The organism is Alishewanella longhuensis, assembly GCF_014653435.1.
Lineage (GTDB): Bacteria > Pseudomonadota > Gammaproteobacteria > Enterobacterales > Alteromonadaceae > Alishewanella > Alishewanella longhuensis.
The window spans coordinates 161844-177588 of sequence record NZ_BNAO01000009.1; the positions used below are offsets into that span (position 1 = coordinate 161844).

General features: G+C 49.1%; 16 protein-coding genes. 9 read left to right on the forward strand and 7 right to left on the reverse strand.

Translation table 11 applies throughout. The annotated features are described in order from the left end of the window. Positions 1 to 55: 55 nt before the first annotated feature. Genes IE163_RS15550 through cyaY form a run of 7 tightly spaced genes read right to left on the reverse strand, consistent with a single transcriptional unit; the run spans position 56 to position 5437 of the window. Positions 56 to 562, reverse strand: coding sequence for a DNA-deoxyinosine glycosylase (locus IE163_RS15550; RefSeq protein ID WP_189433910.1), 507 nt, complete (start codon positions 560 to 562; stop codon positions 56 to 58). Beyond that, positions 556 to 1635 carry a heme biosynthesis HemY N-terminal domain-containing protein gene (locus IE163_RS15555; protein ID WP_189433911.1) on the reverse strand — a complete coding sequence of 360 codons (1080 nt, stop codon included), beginning with the start codon at positions 1633 to 1635 and terminating at the stop codon, positions 556 to 558. The genes IE163_RS15550 and IE163_RS15555 overlap by 7 nt, the downstream gene beginning before the upstream one ends. After that, positions 1628 to 2761 (reverse strand): uroporphyrinogen-III C-methyltransferase, encoded by a 1134-nt coding sequence (locus tag IE163_RS15560; protein ID WP_189433912.1) that lies wholly within the window; start codon positions 2759 to 2761, stop codon positions 1628 to 1630. Before IE163_RS15560 ends, IE163_RS15555 begins: the two co-directional genes overlap by 8 nt. Further along, positions 2758 to 3495: a uroporphyrinogen-III synthase gene (locus IE163_RS15565; RefSeq protein WP_189433913.1), complete on the reverse strand. Its 738-nt coding sequence runs from the start codon at positions 3493 to 3495 to the stop codon at positions 2758 to 2760. The genes IE163_RS15560 and IE163_RS15565 overlap by 4 nt, the downstream gene beginning before the upstream one ends. Positions 3496 to 3503: 8 nt before the next feature. Further along, positions 3504 to 4430 (reverse strand): hydroxymethylbilane synthase, encoded by a 927-nt coding sequence (hemC, locus tag IE163_RS15570; RefSeq protein WP_189433914.1) that lies wholly within the window; start codon positions 4428 to 4430, stop codon positions 3504 to 3506. A gap of 4 nt (positions 4431 to 4434) precedes the next feature. Then, entirely contained in the window at positions 4435 to 5115 is a 681-nt protein-coding gene (locus IE163_RS15575) for an alpha/beta hydrolase (protein ID WP_189433915.1), read from the reverse strand. A 1-nt stretch (position 5116) separates the two neighbouring features. Further along, positions 5117 to 5437, reverse strand: coding sequence for an iron donor protein CyaY (gene cyaY / locus IE163_RS15580; RefSeq protein ID WP_189433916.1), 321 nt, complete (start codon positions 5435 to 5437; stop codon positions 5117 to 5119). Between the two features lie 73 nt (positions 5438 to 5510). Between cyaY and lptM the strand changes: the two genes are divergently transcribed. The 9 genes from lptM (at position 5511) to IE163_RS15625 (ending at position 15348) form a co-directional block, all read left to right on the forward strand. After that, on the forward strand, positions 5511 to 5684 hold the full coding sequence (gene lptM / locus IE163_RS15585; RefSeq protein ID WP_189433917.1) for an LPS translocon maturation chaperone LptM: 174 nt from the start codon (positions 5511 to 5513) through the stop codon (positions 5682 to 5684). 5 nt (positions 5685 to 5689) lie between these two features. Then, complete coding sequence (lysA, locus tag IE163_RS15590; protein ID WP_189433918.1) at positions 5690 to 6946, forward strand: diaminopimelate decarboxylase; 1257 nt, start codon at positions 5690 to 5692, stop codon at positions 6944 to 6946. A gap of 15 nt (positions 6947 to 6961) precedes the next feature. Beyond that, positions 6962 to 7792, forward strand: coding sequence for a diaminopimelate epimerase (gene dapF, locus IE163_RS15595; RefSeq protein ID WP_189433919.1), 831 nt, complete (start codon positions 6962 to 6964; stop codon positions 7790 to 7792). Continuing rightward, positions 7789 to 8463: a DUF484 family protein gene (locus tag IE163_RS15600; RefSeq protein WP_189433920.1), complete on the forward strand. Its 675-nt coding sequence runs from the start codon at positions 7789 to 7791 to the stop codon at positions 8461 to 8463. Before dapF ends, IE163_RS15600 begins: the two co-directional genes overlap by 4 nt. Further along, positions 8450 to 9391, forward strand: a complete 942-nt coding sequence (gene xerC / locus IE163_RS15605; RefSeq protein ID WP_189433921.1) for a tyrosine recombinase XerC — start codon at positions 8450 to 8452, stop codon at positions 9389 to 9391. Before IE163_RS15600 ends, xerC begins: the two co-directional genes overlap by 14 nt. Then, complete coding sequence (locus IE163_RS15610; RefSeq protein ID WP_189433922.1) at positions 9391 to 10095, forward strand: HAD-IA family hydrolase; 705 nt, start codon at positions 9391 to 9393, stop codon at positions 10093 to 10095. The genes xerC and IE163_RS15610 overlap by 1 nt, the downstream gene beginning before the upstream one ends. A gap of 151 nt (positions 10096 to 10246) precedes the next feature. Then, positions 10247 to 12415: a DNA helicase II gene (gene uvrD / locus IE163_RS15615; protein WP_189433923.1), complete on the forward strand. Its 2169-nt coding sequence runs from the start codon at positions 10247 to 10249 to the stop codon at positions 12413 to 12415. Then, positions 12416 to 14491 carry a tRNA(Met) cytidine acetyltransferase TmcA domain-containing protein gene (locus IE163_RS15620; RefSeq protein ID WP_189433924.1) on the forward strand — a complete coding sequence of 692 codons (2076 nt, stop codon included), beginning with the start codon at positions 12416 to 12418 and terminating at the stop codon, positions 14489 to 14491. A 65-nt stretch (positions 14492 to 14556) separates the two neighbouring features. Beyond that, the gene (locus tag IE163_RS15625) at positions 14557 to 15348 is read left to right on the forward strand and encodes a hypothetical protein (RefSeq protein ID WP_189433925.1); all 792 of its coding nucleotides are present in this window, start codon (positions 14557 to 14559) and stop codon (positions 15346 to 15348) included. Positions 15349 to 15745 lie beyond the last annotated feature (397 nt).

Here is a 15745-nt window from a genome sequence, read left to right on the forward strand (position 1 = left end):
CCCACTCCTTGCGCTAAGCGACTAACTAAGTATTACCCGAATGCTAAGACGCGGTTTAAAGCGAAAAATTCCCGGTAATTTGCTGCCAGAGCTGTAATTTTTGACTAAAAGGCATAGCGGCATAAGCGGGGCTGGTTGAAGGTAAAGCCAAGACGCGGGGAATTGGTGAGGTAAGATGTGGTATGACATGTTTTTGAAAACTTTGCGCTGCTTTACCGCCGTTCAAGGCTACCACGCTTATCTGTGGGTGGGCCGCAAAAAAGCTATCAAAATCATTCGCCCGTTCATTACGAATGGCGCTATCCAGACTCCCCTGCCGTTCACAGTGCGCCAAGACATCCCACAGCGCTACACCATTTGCAACTAACTGCTGTAAACGAGAGGCATAGGGTAAATCAGCAGTAAAACCATACAGGCTGGCCATAATGGGCCAGAACGCATTGCGCGGGTGAGCATAATATTGTTGCTGCGCCAGCGAGACGGCACCGGGCATACTACCTAAAATCAGCACCCTGGCATCGGCGTTGGCTACCGGCGCCAGGCTTTGCAGCGGTGCTAGCACAGATCGGGTTGATATTGTTTTACTTTTTGCCAGGCCATCGCCGCTTGCTCGCGATCGCCCTCTTGTTCAGCCAGATAGGCCAGTACAGCAAATAGATAGCCGTTAGTAGGGTTATCCCGCAGCCAATGTTGCACTGTTTTACGCAGCTTTAATACCGAGCGGCCCAGCGGGATCTGCCGTAAATAAGGCCAAGCTGCCGCTAAGTCGTTAATGCTTAACGACTGCACCAGTTTTTGCTCGGCTTGCTCACACAAACCGGCTTGTGCCTGTGCCCAGGCTAAGCCCAGTATAGCGGCATTCGATTTTCGCTCCTTTGTCGGTAAGCCTTGCCAGAAATCGGCATCTTCGCTAAAACCCTGTTGCAAACTTAGTTGCTGCAGGGCCAATGGGTAGATGGCGAAGCGTTGATATTGCCATTGCGCTTTGCTAAACCAACGCTGATTAATGGCCTGTGGCACCGTTTGCAGTAATTGCCGCCATTGCCCCGCTTGTTGCAGCGCTTGTAAATAAAGCTGACCAAGCGCAGCATCTTTAGCAGCTGCATCTAGATGTGACGCCAACACCTGACAAGCTTGGCCTGCTTGGCCTTGCTGCATTAGTAAGTCGGCCTGCACAAAAGCGCTATTACTATCTTCAGCAACCAAGGTCGCCGCAAGCTCAGTCGCCTGGCTCGTGTTACCCGCATACAAATTGGCATAACTTGCCAGCATACGCTTCTCATTTAAATAATGATGATCTTGTAAGGCAAGTTGTAATTGCTCGCTGGCTAACTGCCATTGCTGCCGGGCATAAGCTTGTAAGCCGTTGGCAAAGGCCTGCCGTGCTTTGCGTTCGCGTCGTGAGCGCAAAAAGTTAAACGAAATATGCTGCCAGCGTGCCAGTTTCTTTACCAAGATACCTAATATGGACAACACAATTATTGTCGCAAGTAGCGCCAGCAATAAGCCCAACAGAGTCATTTCAATAGTGTAACCCGCAACAATAATTTTAATGTAGCCGGGGTTGTTAATGAGTACTGGCCCCAATAGCATGGCCAGAATTAACAAGGCTGTGAGTAATAACAGCTTACTCATAACTGGCCTCCGTCATTGCAGCAAGTTGTCGTTCTAATTGCTGTACGCTCTGCAATACCGGCAGTGTTGGCTGGCTTACTGCAGCTTTAGCTAAAGCCACCAACTGACTACTAGCCTGCTGCACTGCAGTACTATCAGCCATAAAATAGCGTTGTAATAAATCACTGGCCTGGCGCAATGCCGCTTGATAAACCTCTGGCTGCTGCTGCAATAACGCCATCTCAGCTAACATTAATTGCTGCTGCAAACTTAAACTGACGGTAACTTGCTGTTCGCTGGTCAGGCTATAAAAATCGTCTGGCAAAGTAGCGCGTACCTGAAACAGCTTACTCCAGCTTTGCTGCCAATAAGCCGCCAAATTTTGCCGCCAATTGGCTAGTTCAGCATCAGGTTGGGGCAAGCTGATGAGTTGCTCTTGCTGTTGCTTTAACGGCAATTGGCTACTTTGCAAGCGCAATTGGGCCAACTGCAGATGTACGCTAGTGACATCGGGCAAGCTGAGTTTTTGCAAAGCGGTAAGATCCGTAGTGATGGCTTGGCGCACCACCAGTAAGGCCGGGTTATTTAACTCAGTAAGTTGCTTATCAGCCGCTTGCAGTAAGGCTATCGCACTTGCTACATCTTGCTGTAATACCAGATTCTGACTCGCGCGCTGCAGTAAAAACCGCACTTCCATTAACATCCAATGCTGTGGCGGTGCGCTTTCGCTTTGCTGAATTTGTTGCCGTAGCGCCTGCACCTGTAATTGCAATTGCTCGGTATATTGTTGCTGTAGCTGTACTTGTTGCTGCTGCCAACTGCTTAACTGCTGCTGTTGTGCTGCTAGTGCTGCAGTTTGTTGTTCTGTCGCAGCGCTTAATAATTGCTGTACTCGTTGTTCAGTACTTTGCCCAGCTTGGGCAGTTTGCAGTTGTTGCTGCTGCACTTGCAGCCATTGTGGCCAGAGCCAATAAGCAGCCGCTGCAATACCTGTCGCCATTAGCAGTCCCAAGAGCAATGCCAGCCAGGCAAGGGCATTACTGTTTTTTATCACTGGCGCTGTTTGCTCTGCCTCTAGCTCCGCTTTTAGCTCTGCTAATGGGGCCTCCACTTCAGTGGTTTTAGCAGTTATTATTTGTTCACTCATAGCACGTCCTTCTTAAACTGCTTAATAGCATCCAGCAAGGCATCATCGTTCGCACTGCTGGCCAGATGAATACGTCGCGGTAAGATACCCAATGCCAGTGCACTGTCGCGCGCTCTGGGGCTGACCAGGATCCAGTGTTGCTGGCAAAGCCAGCTGTGTTGCTCGCTGGGCACTAAACTAAAGATCCGCTGCAAAATTTCGTTGCTGGTAGCAACAATACAATGTATTGCCTGTTGCTGCCATTGCTTACACAGTTGCGCACCATCTAAAGGTAAGGGGATCCGGCTGTAACTTTGTACGTATCGCACTAAAGCTCCACGCCCTGTTAATGTTTGCTTGATAAGCTCTCGTCCGGCATTACCCCTCACCACCACGATCTGCTTACCTGCAACCTGTTGTAACTCCGCTAAGCTAAGCAGACCTTCGCTGCGCTGATCTTGCGGCACTATCACCGGGCGCCCAGCCCAACGCGCCAGCGCTGCTGCAGTCGTCTCGCCTACCGCTAATAAAGGCGCAGTAATATCAGCAGCTGACATCTGTTGCTCTAGCGTGTGCACGGCACTTAAACTAACAAAAATTAATAACTCCGCCTGCGTCAGCAGCTTAATATCTCTGGCTTTTAACTGCACCATTTGCGTGGTGATTACAGGTTGATATAGATAGCCAATATCATGGCTATCCAAGGCTTCCAGTAAATGATCGGCTTTGCCGGCAGGACGGGTAATTAAAAACATAGTCTGTTTCAGCTTCCGTGATAAACGGCGTTTAGAATGTCACCCGCACCGGCCGCTAACAAGCGCTCAGCCAGCTGCTGACCCAATTGCTCCGCTTGCGCCACAGAGCCCTTTAGCTCATCGCGAATAATTTGTTGGCCATCCAATGACCCGACTAAACCTCTGAGCCAGAGTTCATCGCCATCTTGCACAGCAAAAGCACCAATAGGTACCTGACAACCGCCTTGTAATCGACGATTCATGGCCCGCTCGGCCAAAACACTATGCCGGGTAATGCTATGTTCCAGCGGCGCCAAAAGTGCCTGCACGGCGTTATCGTCGCTACGGCATTCTATACCCACTGCGCCCTGGCCATTGGCGGGTAAACTCAGCTCTACCGGTAAATAGCTGGCAATACGCGCAGCAAAACCTAAACGAATTAAGCCTGCCGCCGCCAGAATAATGGCCGCAAACTCACCGTTATCCAGTTTGCTTAAACGGGTATTCACATTGCCACGCAAATCGCGGACCTGTAAATCAGGCCTTAAGGCCTTTAACTGGCATTGACGACGCAAGCTGGAAGTGCCAACCACAGCACCGGCTGGCAATTGCGCCAACGAAGAAAACTGATTAGACACAAAGGCATCGCGCGGATCTTCCCGCTCGCAAATGGTGCTAAGCATTAAACCTGGCGGAAACTCCACCGGAACATCCTTCATGCTATGCACGGCAATATCGGCACGGCCCTCTAAAATAGCAGTTTCCAACTCTTTTACGAACAAACCTTTGCCACCAATTTTCGCCAATGGCGTATCGAGGATTTTATCGCCCTGGGTAGACATCGGCACCAACTCAACCTGCAATCTTGGATGATGCTTAATTAATTCGGCTTTAACAAACTCAGCTTGCCACAGCGCCAGCGCGCTTTTGCGGGTAGCAATACGGATAAGTTGCATAGTATTAATCCTCGGCTTTAGCTAGCAGCCGACTTTGTATAAAACGGCTTATTTCGTCAATCTCTTGCGCACAAACACTGTGCGGCATGCGGTAATCACGCCAGCTTACGCTAAAACCCGCGGCTTTGTATGCTTGGTAAGCCTGTTGACCAGCGGCTAATGGCACGACCGGATCCTGAGTACCATGGGCAATAAACACCGGCGTATTTTTATTATGCGTCAGTTGTTCGGCCGCCAGCTTTTCCGGGCATGCCATATAGGTCGATAACGCCATAAAGCCGGCTAATTTATAGGGCAGCCTTGGCAATAAATGTAAAGTGATCACGCCGCCCTGACTAAAACCAGCCAGCATAATGCGCTCACTGGGTATGTCTTCGCTAATGAGTTTATCCAACAAGGCTTTAACGGCTTCTGCCGATTGCCTTACACCCGCTTCATCTGCGCGGTTGGTCAGATCCATAGTTTTAATATCGTACCAAGCCCGCATCCGCATGCCACCGTTAATGGTTACCGGGATCTCTGGTGCATGTGGAAATAAAAAGCGAATACCGGCATTAGCCGGTAAGCGTAACTCTGGCACTATGGGTGAGAATCCATGGCCGGAATCACCTAACCCATGTAACCAAACAACGACCGCCTGCGGTTTGCCTTGTGCTGGCACATCAACAAAAGGAAGTAATGCCATCTTATTGCGGTCCTAATACAACTGATACACCGGCTTGCTTTGACGCAGCGTCATTTAAGAGTTGCCAGAATTCCGTACCGGTGCGGTTATCAATCCACTGGCCGTCACGCCATTCAAAATGATGACCATTAAACTTAGTGGCTACCCAAAGCTGCTGTAACGGTGGTTGTTTATTAATAATGATTTTGCTGTTGTCAGGAAAGGTAATAGCGAGCAGACCACCATTTGACTCGTAATCCAGATCAAGCTCTTGTTGCTCGATACCTTCTTCCACGGCCAGTAACATCTGGTCAGTTAATTCTTCATATTCTAGATCATTCATCTGCTTCACCTGTTTGCTTTTACTGCTAAGGATGCGATTATAGAGCGTCAATTAATTAATGAAATAAAAAACCATGCACGCTCAGCGAATTTCACGCTCGTTATGCCTGCTGCTTAGCGGGCTTTTATGCACTGCGCTGTTAAGCGCTTGCGGCCAGAAAGGTCCGCTTACCATACCACAGCCCAAGCCGGAAGTGGCAGAGCCGCAGCCGCAAAAGATAACCGAACCAACAGAACAGCAAGGGTGACCAGATTGGATTACTTTAATTATCAGGGTGATACATTATTCGCCGAACAAGTTGCACTACCCACTATCGCTGCCAATTACGGCACCCCAACCTATGTTTATTCGAAAGCCACTATTGAAAAACACTATCATGCTTTCGCGGATGCTGCGGCAGCACATCCACATAGCTTGGTGTGCTACGCAGTAAAAGCCAATAGCAATTTAGCCGTATTAAATGTACTCGCGAAACTCGGTAGCGGTTTTGATCTGGTTTCCGGCGGTGAATTACGCCGGGTGATTGCCGCCGGCGGCGATCCTGCCAAAGTAGTATTCTCTGGCGTGGGCAAGACGGCAGACGAAATGCGTTTTGCACTGCAGCTGGGTATTAAATGTTTTAATGTTGAATCGGTAAGCGAGCTGCATCGCTTGCAAGAGGTAGCGCAAAGTCTGGGTAAAAAAGCACCGGTATCGCTTAGAGTAAACCCTGATATCGATGCCAAAACCCACCCCTATATTTCGACCGGTTTAAAAGCCAATAAATTTGGTATCGATATTCTATTAGCGCCGGATATTTACCGGGCAGCGCGTGAGCTAAGCCATATTGAGTTAGTGGGTGTTGATTGCCATATCGGCTCACAACTGACTGAAACCCAACCATTTCTAGAAGCTTTAGAAAAATTACTGCATTTAATTGATGTCCTAAAAGCAGATGGCATTCAGTTAAAACATATCGATATTGGTGGTGGCCTTGGCGTAACTTATGATCAAGAACAACCGCCTTTACCCGCAGATTACATTAGCAAAGTGGTTGCTCGTTTAAGCAGCTACCCAGAGCTGGAACTTATTATGGAGCCAGGCCGCGCCATTATGGCCAACGCCGGGATTCTGCTAACCAAAGTCGAGTTTTTAAAACCGGGTCAAGAAAAGCACTTTGCTATTGTTGACGCAGCAATGAACGATTTAATTCGCCCAGCGCTATACAGCGCTTGGATGAATATTGTACCGGTAGTGTTAAACAACACTCTGGGCAAACAACTTTATGATGTGGTGGGGCCGGTGTGCGAAACCGGCGATTTTCTTGGTAAAGATCGCGAGTTAGCGATAAGCGAAGGCGATCTGCTGGCCGTGCGCTCTGCGGGTGCCTATGGCTTTACCATGAGCTCTAATTATAACAGCCGGCCAAGAGCCGCAGAAATTATGGTCGATGGTGAGCGTTGCCACCTAATCCGCGCCAGAGAGCAATGGCAGGATCTCTGGCAGGGCGAACAGATTCTGGCAGACTAAGTATTTAAGGTCATCATGCTTCTTAACTTCACCAAAATGCACGGCCTGGGAAATGACTTTATGATGGTTGACGCCGTCAGCCAGAATATTTTCCTGACCAAAGAACAAATTAAACAACTCGCCGATCGTAATTTTGGCGTCGGTTTTGACCAGTTATTAATGGTAGAGCCGCCCTATGATCCGGACTTGGATTTCCATTACCGAATTTTTAATGCCGATGGTTCTGAGGTAGAGCAATGCGGCAACGGCGCGCGTTGCTTTGCTAAATTTGTGCGCTATCGCGGGTTAACCAATAAGACCAAAATCAATGTGAGCACTAAGTCGGGTAAGATCACCCTCTATGTCGAGCAAGATGGTCAGGTGACAGTGAATATGGGCATACCGCAATTGGAACCCGCCAAGGTGCCGTTTAAAGCACAAAAGCAGGAAGCTACCTACATTATGCTTACCGAGCAGCAAACCGTATTTTGCGGCGTTGCCTCGATGGGTAACCCGCATGCCGTATTGGATGTGGAAGATGTGCTGACCGCCGAGGTAAAAACGCTAGGGCCACAATTAGAAACCCATGAGCGTTTTCCGGAAAAAGCCAATATTGGTTTTATGCAGGTGTTGTCACCACAACATATTAAGCTTAGGGTGTGGGAACGTGGCGCCGGCGAAACCCTGGCCTGTGGTACTGGAGCCTGTGCTGCGGTAGTCGTGGGCCAACTACAAAAAAAGCTCGGGCAACAGGTACGGGTCGATTTACCTGGTGGTTCCTTGCAAATTCGCTGGAATGGCCCTGGTCAGCCCGTTAAGATGACTGGCCCGGCAGAACATGTGTTTGATGGACAACTAACCTTATGACAGACAGCCTGATCCAAGAAAAAGAGCTGCTCGCCGCATCTGTGGTTGAGGACTATTTACAACAAAATCCTGACTTTTTTCAGCATTACCCTACGCTATTACCGCAATTGCGCTTACCGCATCAGCAACGCGGCACTGTGAGTTTGGTTGAGCGGCAACTGGAGCTACAACGCGAGAAAATCTATATGCTGGAAGAGGATATTACCCGCTTAATGTCCGTAGCCCGGCAAAACGAGCATATCTTTATTGCGCTTAATGCGCTGCATATCAGCATTCATCAGGCTACAACCTTTAACGATATTACCGTCGCCTTACAACAATTCGCCGATGCCATGCCGCAGGTTAAATACTGCCGTTTACTAGGCTTAGAGCAAGGTAAAGCGAACTTACAACCTCATCAGTTGCTACTTAACCGCCGCTTACAAGCACAAAACGTTTACCTTGGCCGGTTAAATCAGGAAGAGCAGCAAGGTCTGTTCCCGGCACAGGTGCACTCAGTGGCGCTATTGCGGATCGATAAAAACAACAATGCTGATAGCAAGGAGCCCTTGGCTATCTTAGCTTTTGGTAGTGAGCTGGATGATCATTTCCAACCGGGGATGGATGTGTTGTTTTTACGCCATCTGGTTACCTTGTTAGCCTTGATATTGCCCCCTTATGTCAGTGCCTGAGTTACCGTTGCATTGGCTTACGCCAGTGCAACGCTTTCTGGACTACCTGCGATTAGAGCGTGGTTACAGCAAGCAAACCCTGCAAAGCTACCAACAACAATTAAACAAAATGGCGCAAGCCTGGGCCAACCAAACTGACACGGCCGCCCTTGGTTGGTTTGCGCTCACCGATAAACAAGTGCAGCGGCAATTACTGCAATTTCGTAAAGAAAATCTTAGTGCCCGCAGCTTAGCCTTAGCCGCGTCAACCCTACGCAGCTTTTATCGCTATGCACAGCAAATGGGCCTAACCGAGACGAATCCGGCGCAGTATTTAAAACTGCCCAAAGCCAGCAAAACCCTGCCCAAGCAATTAGAAATTGAACAATTAACGCAGCTGCTGAGCTTTGATAGCAGCGAAGATATCCTGGCCTGTCGTGATAAGGCCATGTTAGAGCTGTTTTACTCCTCCGGACTACGTTTAGCAGAGCTGGTTGCCATTAATTTACCGGATCTTAATCTTAGCGAGGCACAAGTCAGGGTCACGGGTAAAGGCAATAAAACCCGTTTGCTGCCGGTTGGATCAGTCGCGATTAAGGCGCTAAAAGCCTGGCTGGCGCAACGACCTGCCTTACTTAGCCCAGAATTGCCGCTAGCAGAGCAACAAGCTCTGTTCTTAAGTATTGAGCGAAAACGTATCTCGCCAAGGCAAGTGCGGGAGCGGGTGCTGCACTGGGCTAAACAGCAAGGCCTGGGCCAGCATTTACACCCGCATATGCTCCGTCACTCCTTTGCCAGCCATTTATTGCAATCCAGTGGTGACCTGCGCGGCGTACAAGAGTTATTAGGCCATGCCAATTTAAGTACCACCCAGGTGTATACCCATTTAGATTTTCAACACTTGGCGAAGGTGTACGATAGCGCCCACCCACGGGCGAGGAAAAAATAATGCATATTTATAAAGCGCTTAACCCGATATCGGTGCTGTCTTTTGATTTAGACGATACCTTGTACGACAACAAGCCGGTGATAGCAGCAGCTGAAGCCGCCATGCTAGATAGCCTGACGCAGCATGCTCCCATTACTAAAGGTTATGGCAGTGACTTCTGGTGGCAACAACGCCGTTTACTGGCCAAAACTCAGCCGGAGATCCGCCATGATATAGGGCGTTGGCGGTTATTAGGGATAGAGGCAGGCTTAATCGAACTGGGTTTAATATCGTGCGAAGCCGGTGAAATTGCCGAACTGGCTTACGATGCATTTTGGCAAGCCCGAACAACAATCAGCATAGCGCCAGACGTAACACAATTACTTACCGAACTCGCCAAACAATACCAACTGATCGCCATTACCAACGGCAATGCCTGTATCAAAAAAATGGGGCTTGGCGACTTATTTGCTTTTAGCCTGCAAGCAGGCCCAGACGGTAGAATGAAACCCTATCCCGATCTGTTTTTAACTGCTGCAGCGCGACTTAACGTTAAGCCAGAGGCTATTTTGCATATCGGTGATAGCCATCGCGCTGATGTCCTGGGTGCTTTAAAAGCTGGCTGTCAGGCTGCCTGGCTGGACCACTACCAGCAGCCGGTTGCTGTGTTACCGCATATCCGGTTAAGTCATTTACAACAGCTACAGCACTTCGCTGTTTCTTAAGCAATGTACTTGTTCTGCCAATGATGCAGCAAACTGACTAAGACTAAACCGCTAAGCAAAGCCAGTTAACTGGTTATTTATCCACTAATTCCCTTGGCCTGCCGAGTGTGCCTGCTATAATGGCAGGCATGCTATTTAATGAGACTTTCTGATGGATGTATCTTACCTGCTGGATGGGCTAAACGATAAACAACGCGATGCGGTAGCAGCACCGCCGCAACATATGCTGGTACTCGCAGGAGCCGGTAGTGGCAAAACCCGGGTGCTGGTGCATCGTTTGGCTTGGCTAATGCAGGTAGAAAGAGTCGCCCCATTCAGTTTGCTAGCCGTAACCTTTACCAATAAAGCCGCTCAAGAAATGCGTGGCCGGATTGAAAGCACTATTGGTGTCAGTTTAAATAACCTGTGGATGGGCACATTCCATGGCTTGTCGCATCGTATGCTGCGTGCCCATTATCAGGAAGCCGGTTTGCCACAAGGCTTTCAGATTATTGACTCAGACGATCAGCACCGCTTGGTTAAACGGGTATTAAAAGCGCTCAATCTGGATGAAAAACACTGGCCAGCTAAGCAAATTCAATGGTTTATCAATGCGCGTAAAGATGAAGGGCAAAGACCCGGTAGCATAGATGCGGAGGCAGATTATAGCCTGCAGCAAATGGTGAAAATTTATGCTGCTTATCAGGAGATGTGCGACAGAGCAGGTTTGGTTGATTTTGCCGAAATTTTGCTGCGCAGTTTTGAACTGTTAAAAAACCATAGCGATGTTCGCGGCCATTATCAGCAACGCTTCCGGCATATCCTGGTAGACGAGTTTCAGGATACCAACGCCATTCAATATAATTGGTTACGCCTACTGGCCGGTAGCGCGGCTAAAGTGATGATTGTTGGTGATGATGATCAATCTATCTATGGCTGGCGCGGTGCCCGTGTTGAAAATATTCAGCAGTTTTTAAAAGATTTTGACGGTGCTGATACCATCCGCCTGGAGCAAAACTACCGCTCTACTTCAACCATTCTAAAAGCTGCCAATGCAGTGATTAGTAATAATCAGGGCCGCTTGGGTAAAGATCTCTGGACCGATGGCAGCGAAGGCGAAACCATCGCTGTTTATAATGCCTTTAACGAGTTAGACGAGGCGCGCTTTATTGTTAGCCGTATTCGTGATTGGCACAACAAAGGCAATCCACTAACCGAAGCCGCCATTTTATATCGCAATAATGCCCAGTCGCGGGTGTTAGAAGAAGCGCTTATTCAAGAGGGCTTACATTATCGCATCTATGGCGGCCTACGCTTTTATGAGCGCCAGGAAATTAAAGATGCCCTTGCCTACTTACGCCTGATTAACAATCGTCAGGACGATGCGGCTATGGAGCGGGTAATTAATACTCCAGCCCGTGGTATTGGTGAAACCACCATGAACAAAGTGCGACAGCAGGCCAGAGCCAGCCAACAAACCTTATGGCAGACCCTTGAGCAAATGCTGGCAGAAAAGCAATTAAGCGGCCGTGCTGCCAGCGCGATTGACCAGTTTATGCAATTAGTCACCCAGTTGGATACTGAACTTACCGACCTACCTTTGCATGAGCAAGCCGAGCATGTGATTAAGAAATCGGGTTTATATGCCATGTATCAGGCAGAAAAAGGTGAAAAGGCGCAAACGCGCATAGAAAACTTAAACGAACTAATTACCGCCTGTCAGAACTTTGATAGCGTACTACAAGAAGAAATGAGCCCACTGGCGGCTTTTTTATCCCAGGCCGCATTGGAAGCCGGTGAATATCAGGCAGAAGAACATTCCGATGCCGTGCAACTGATGACCTTACACTCTGCTAAAGGTTTAGAATTCCCGCTGGTGTTTATTTGCGGTCTGGAAGAAGGCATGTTTCCCAGCCAACAAAGCGGTGATGACCCAACCCGCTTAGAGGAAGAGCGCCGTCTTTGTTACGTTGGTATGACCCGCGCCATGCAAAAGCTGTACTTATGCCATGCGCAAAGCCGCCGCTTATATGGCCAGGAGCAATATCCCAAACCCTCACGTTTTTTGCGGGAAATACCGGCAGAATGTGTGGAAGAGATCCGCTTAAAAACCCAGGTTAGCCAACCAGCGCAATTTAATCGCTTTAGTAACGCCGCCAGCCATAGTGCTTTTGAGAATACCGGTTTTAAACTGGGACAGCGGGTACTGCATGAAAAGTTTGGCGAAGGCACTGTACTTAATTACGAAGGCAGCGGCCCGCAATCGCGTATTCAAGTCAACTTTGATCAGCTGGGCAGTAAGTGGCTGATGACCGCTTACGCTAGGCTGGAAGCGATCTAAATGCTCCTGCAGCAGCTTGGCCATTTGTTAAAGCAGGCTGCTGAGCATCGGGTTCGGCTACCGGTATGGCTGCAAGGTGAACCTGCCGCCTTATTGAACCTTACCAAACAATTGCTGGCGCAGTTCACGCCACAACAGTGTTGGTGGCTGGGTAGTGAGGTGCCAGAGCAATGCACACCACTGCAGCAGGCGAAAGCGCATCAGTTGCTGGGCACCGAATGCGACTGGTTGATTATTAACGCCTGTAACGGCTTTAACGGCGATCAGATCGCCGCCGCCAGTGGCGCCTTAAAAGCCGGTGGCTTGTGGCTGCTGCTGACACCGCCAACCGACAGCTGGTTGGCGCAGCCCAATCCGCAACATCAACCGTTATTATCCTACCCTCTGACGCCGCCGGCAGGTGCTCAAGGTTTTACTGCTTTTTGGCTAAAAACCTTGCGACAAGCCAATCTACTGCACGCCCAACTCACCGCGGATCGTGACGTTCAGATTCTGCATCACCCTATCTTTCCTCCGCTTGCCGTGGTGACTTCATGTAATCCACCTTTTAAAACAGCCGAGCAAGAGACAGCAGTCACAGCGATTGTAAAGGTAGTAACAGGCCATCGGCGTCGCCCTCTGGTATTAACTGCCGATCGTGGTTGTGGTAAATCCAGTGCTTTGGGGTTGGCCGCTGCCCAGCTGGCCAAGCTGGGTAAACAACGAATACTGATAACAGCCCCCTCTCAGGTTCAAGCGAGTGTTGCTATTGCGCACTTTGCCAGCCAAGTCCATCAGTTGCGGCAAAGAGCTCTGCAATATATCGCTATTGATCAGTTATTGGCTGACCTGCCCGCTGCTGACTTGATCCTGGTAGATGAGGCTGCAGCACTGCCAGCTCCTCAATTACAACGGCTGGTCGATCACTACAGCCGGTTGGTGTTTGCGAGTACCGAGCACGGCTATGAGGGCACAGGCAGAGGCTTTCAATTAAGGTTTCAGCCTTATTTAGCGCAACAATGTCCTGACTGGCGGCAGCTACGCTTAACCGAGCCAATTCGTTATCAACAACAGGATCCACTGGAGCAGTTAATCCGACATAGCTTTCTGTTAAAACTAGACTTGCCCGAGCCAGAATATGACAGTACTCAAGCTTTGGTGTTAAAGCATTATCAACATCACGATTGGCTGGCCGAACCAGCAAAGCTGCAGCAGGTCTTTGCCTTGCTCAGCTTTGCCCACTATCAAACCCAGGTCAAAGATTTGCTGGTGTTGTTAGAAAATGCCGCCATATCGGTGTATACCCTGGAGCAAAATAGCCAATTGCTTGGCTGCGTGCTGCTCAGCAGCGAAGGCGAACTTAACCCCGAACTCACCGAGCAGATCTATCAGGGTAAGCGGCGGGTACAGGGGCATTTGTTAGCGCAAAGCTTAGCCTTCCACCTTGCCGAGCCTGAGCTGGCTAGTGCAAAACTGGCACGTATTATGCGCATCGCCATCGTCCCCGGCTTACAGCAGCAAGGGATGGGCAGCCAGTTACTACATTTAGTCAGCCGGGAGCTTGCCACTGATGGTTATCACTATATTGGTAGTAGCTTCGGCGCAACACCGACTTTACTGGACTTTTGGCAGCGCAATGGTTTTCAGCCAATCCGCCTTGGCCAGCAACTGGATAAAGCCAGTGCTGAACCCTCGGTTTTAGTATGTAAAGCCTTACAAGGTGACGCTGATAGAGTAAGCCGTCTATCTCAACATTTTTCGCAGCAACTGTATCTGGAACTTTGCGAATACCCTTCAGATCTAGAGCCAGCGTTACTGCTTACGCTAATTAGACCGTCTCAGCGCATGCTTAGCCCTGCCGAGCTGCAGCAACTTAGTTTGTTTGCTTTAGGGCAACGACCTTATGAACTGGTGGCAACATTACTGGTCTATTGGTTTAACCAGTACCGGATACAGTTAGATCCGCTGGCAACTGCCATTTTTATCGCCCGCTGCTGGCAAAAACAGCCTTGGTCACTTATTGCAAAACGTTTTCAACTCACTGGTAAAGCCGCGATTATTAAACTTATGCAGCAAAACGTCGCCAAACATCATTAAGCGTTGCAGAAATGTTGGGCTGGCTTCAGAAAGCTGGTACAGTCAGGAAAATTTGCGGAGATCCTATGCTTAGTCTGTTATCGTTATTACTTGCCACCAGCCAGCCGAGTCTGGAACATCTTAGCCAATCAGAGCGCAGCCTAGTCCAGTCCGCCTTGGCAGCGCAGCAAGCCTATAGTGTGCTTAGCTTGCAATATGAAGAATGCCAATCACAACGAGACTACCGCCAAACCGGCTTACCGGATTTACAGCTATTACGATCGGCAGTAGAAGCCAAGCTGCAGCTACCGTATCAGGATTTTTTGTTCACCAGCCGGCAAGCCGGTGACTGGCAGCGTTTACAACCCCGAGAGCCTCTGGAAACCGGCAGCTGTGATGAATTTATTCGCTATCGGGAAAATCTGGATTTCTATGAATTACAGCTTTTTGCCTTAGAGATCGCTGAGCCGATGGTAAGCAGTCTAACGTACAACCGAAACGAAACGGCGAACACACAACAACTACAACTATTACGTAGCTACCTGCAACGTTCCAGCAGTGTCGCTATCGCTAGAGTATTCGATCGCACACAACTAAATGTCATAGAACAAGCCAATTTTCTTCATCCCGACTACCAGAGCCGTTACATTTTCCGCTTAGAGCAAGGCTGGCGTAGCATAATGCCACTCTATATGGGTATGCATAGCCAATTTAATGAACAAGATATAGGTAATCAAGCCAGCGAATGGCTGATCTTTCTCGATACCCAAAAGCAATTTATTGCCGCAAGACCATTGTCAGAAGTAACCGTATTGTTAAAGGAGCTGGGTTCCGCAGAATGGACCTTTGATCTTAATGGTAATTTGATCCGCAAATAGTGACTGCTACAGATCTTTGTCGCTTTTACAAAGTCGGATGCAGCTAGCTCTCTGTTAGTAACTTCGTGTATTCCTTAGTTAGTCTTTTATATCACTATCGCAGGATGGCTTCGGTACGACAGGCTTACCGGAGTCTGGGTGTGGTGTAAGCGTTTAGTTTGGCTCTTCGTGCATAGGCCGCTTGGGCGAAGTGCGATGTTTGTTCCTGACGAACTGGTCGCATGGGGTCGCCCTGCTCGAGCAGTATACCGCCAGAATCACAGCCAATAAAAAATCCCCACTCTTTCGAGTAGGGCTTTTCTATTGAATGAGGTGTCTTCATGCCACTCGCAGCGCTCGGGGCGTTCAGCCGGCGCCAAACCAAACTGTGGCTTATCGAATTCCTAGCTTTAGTGCA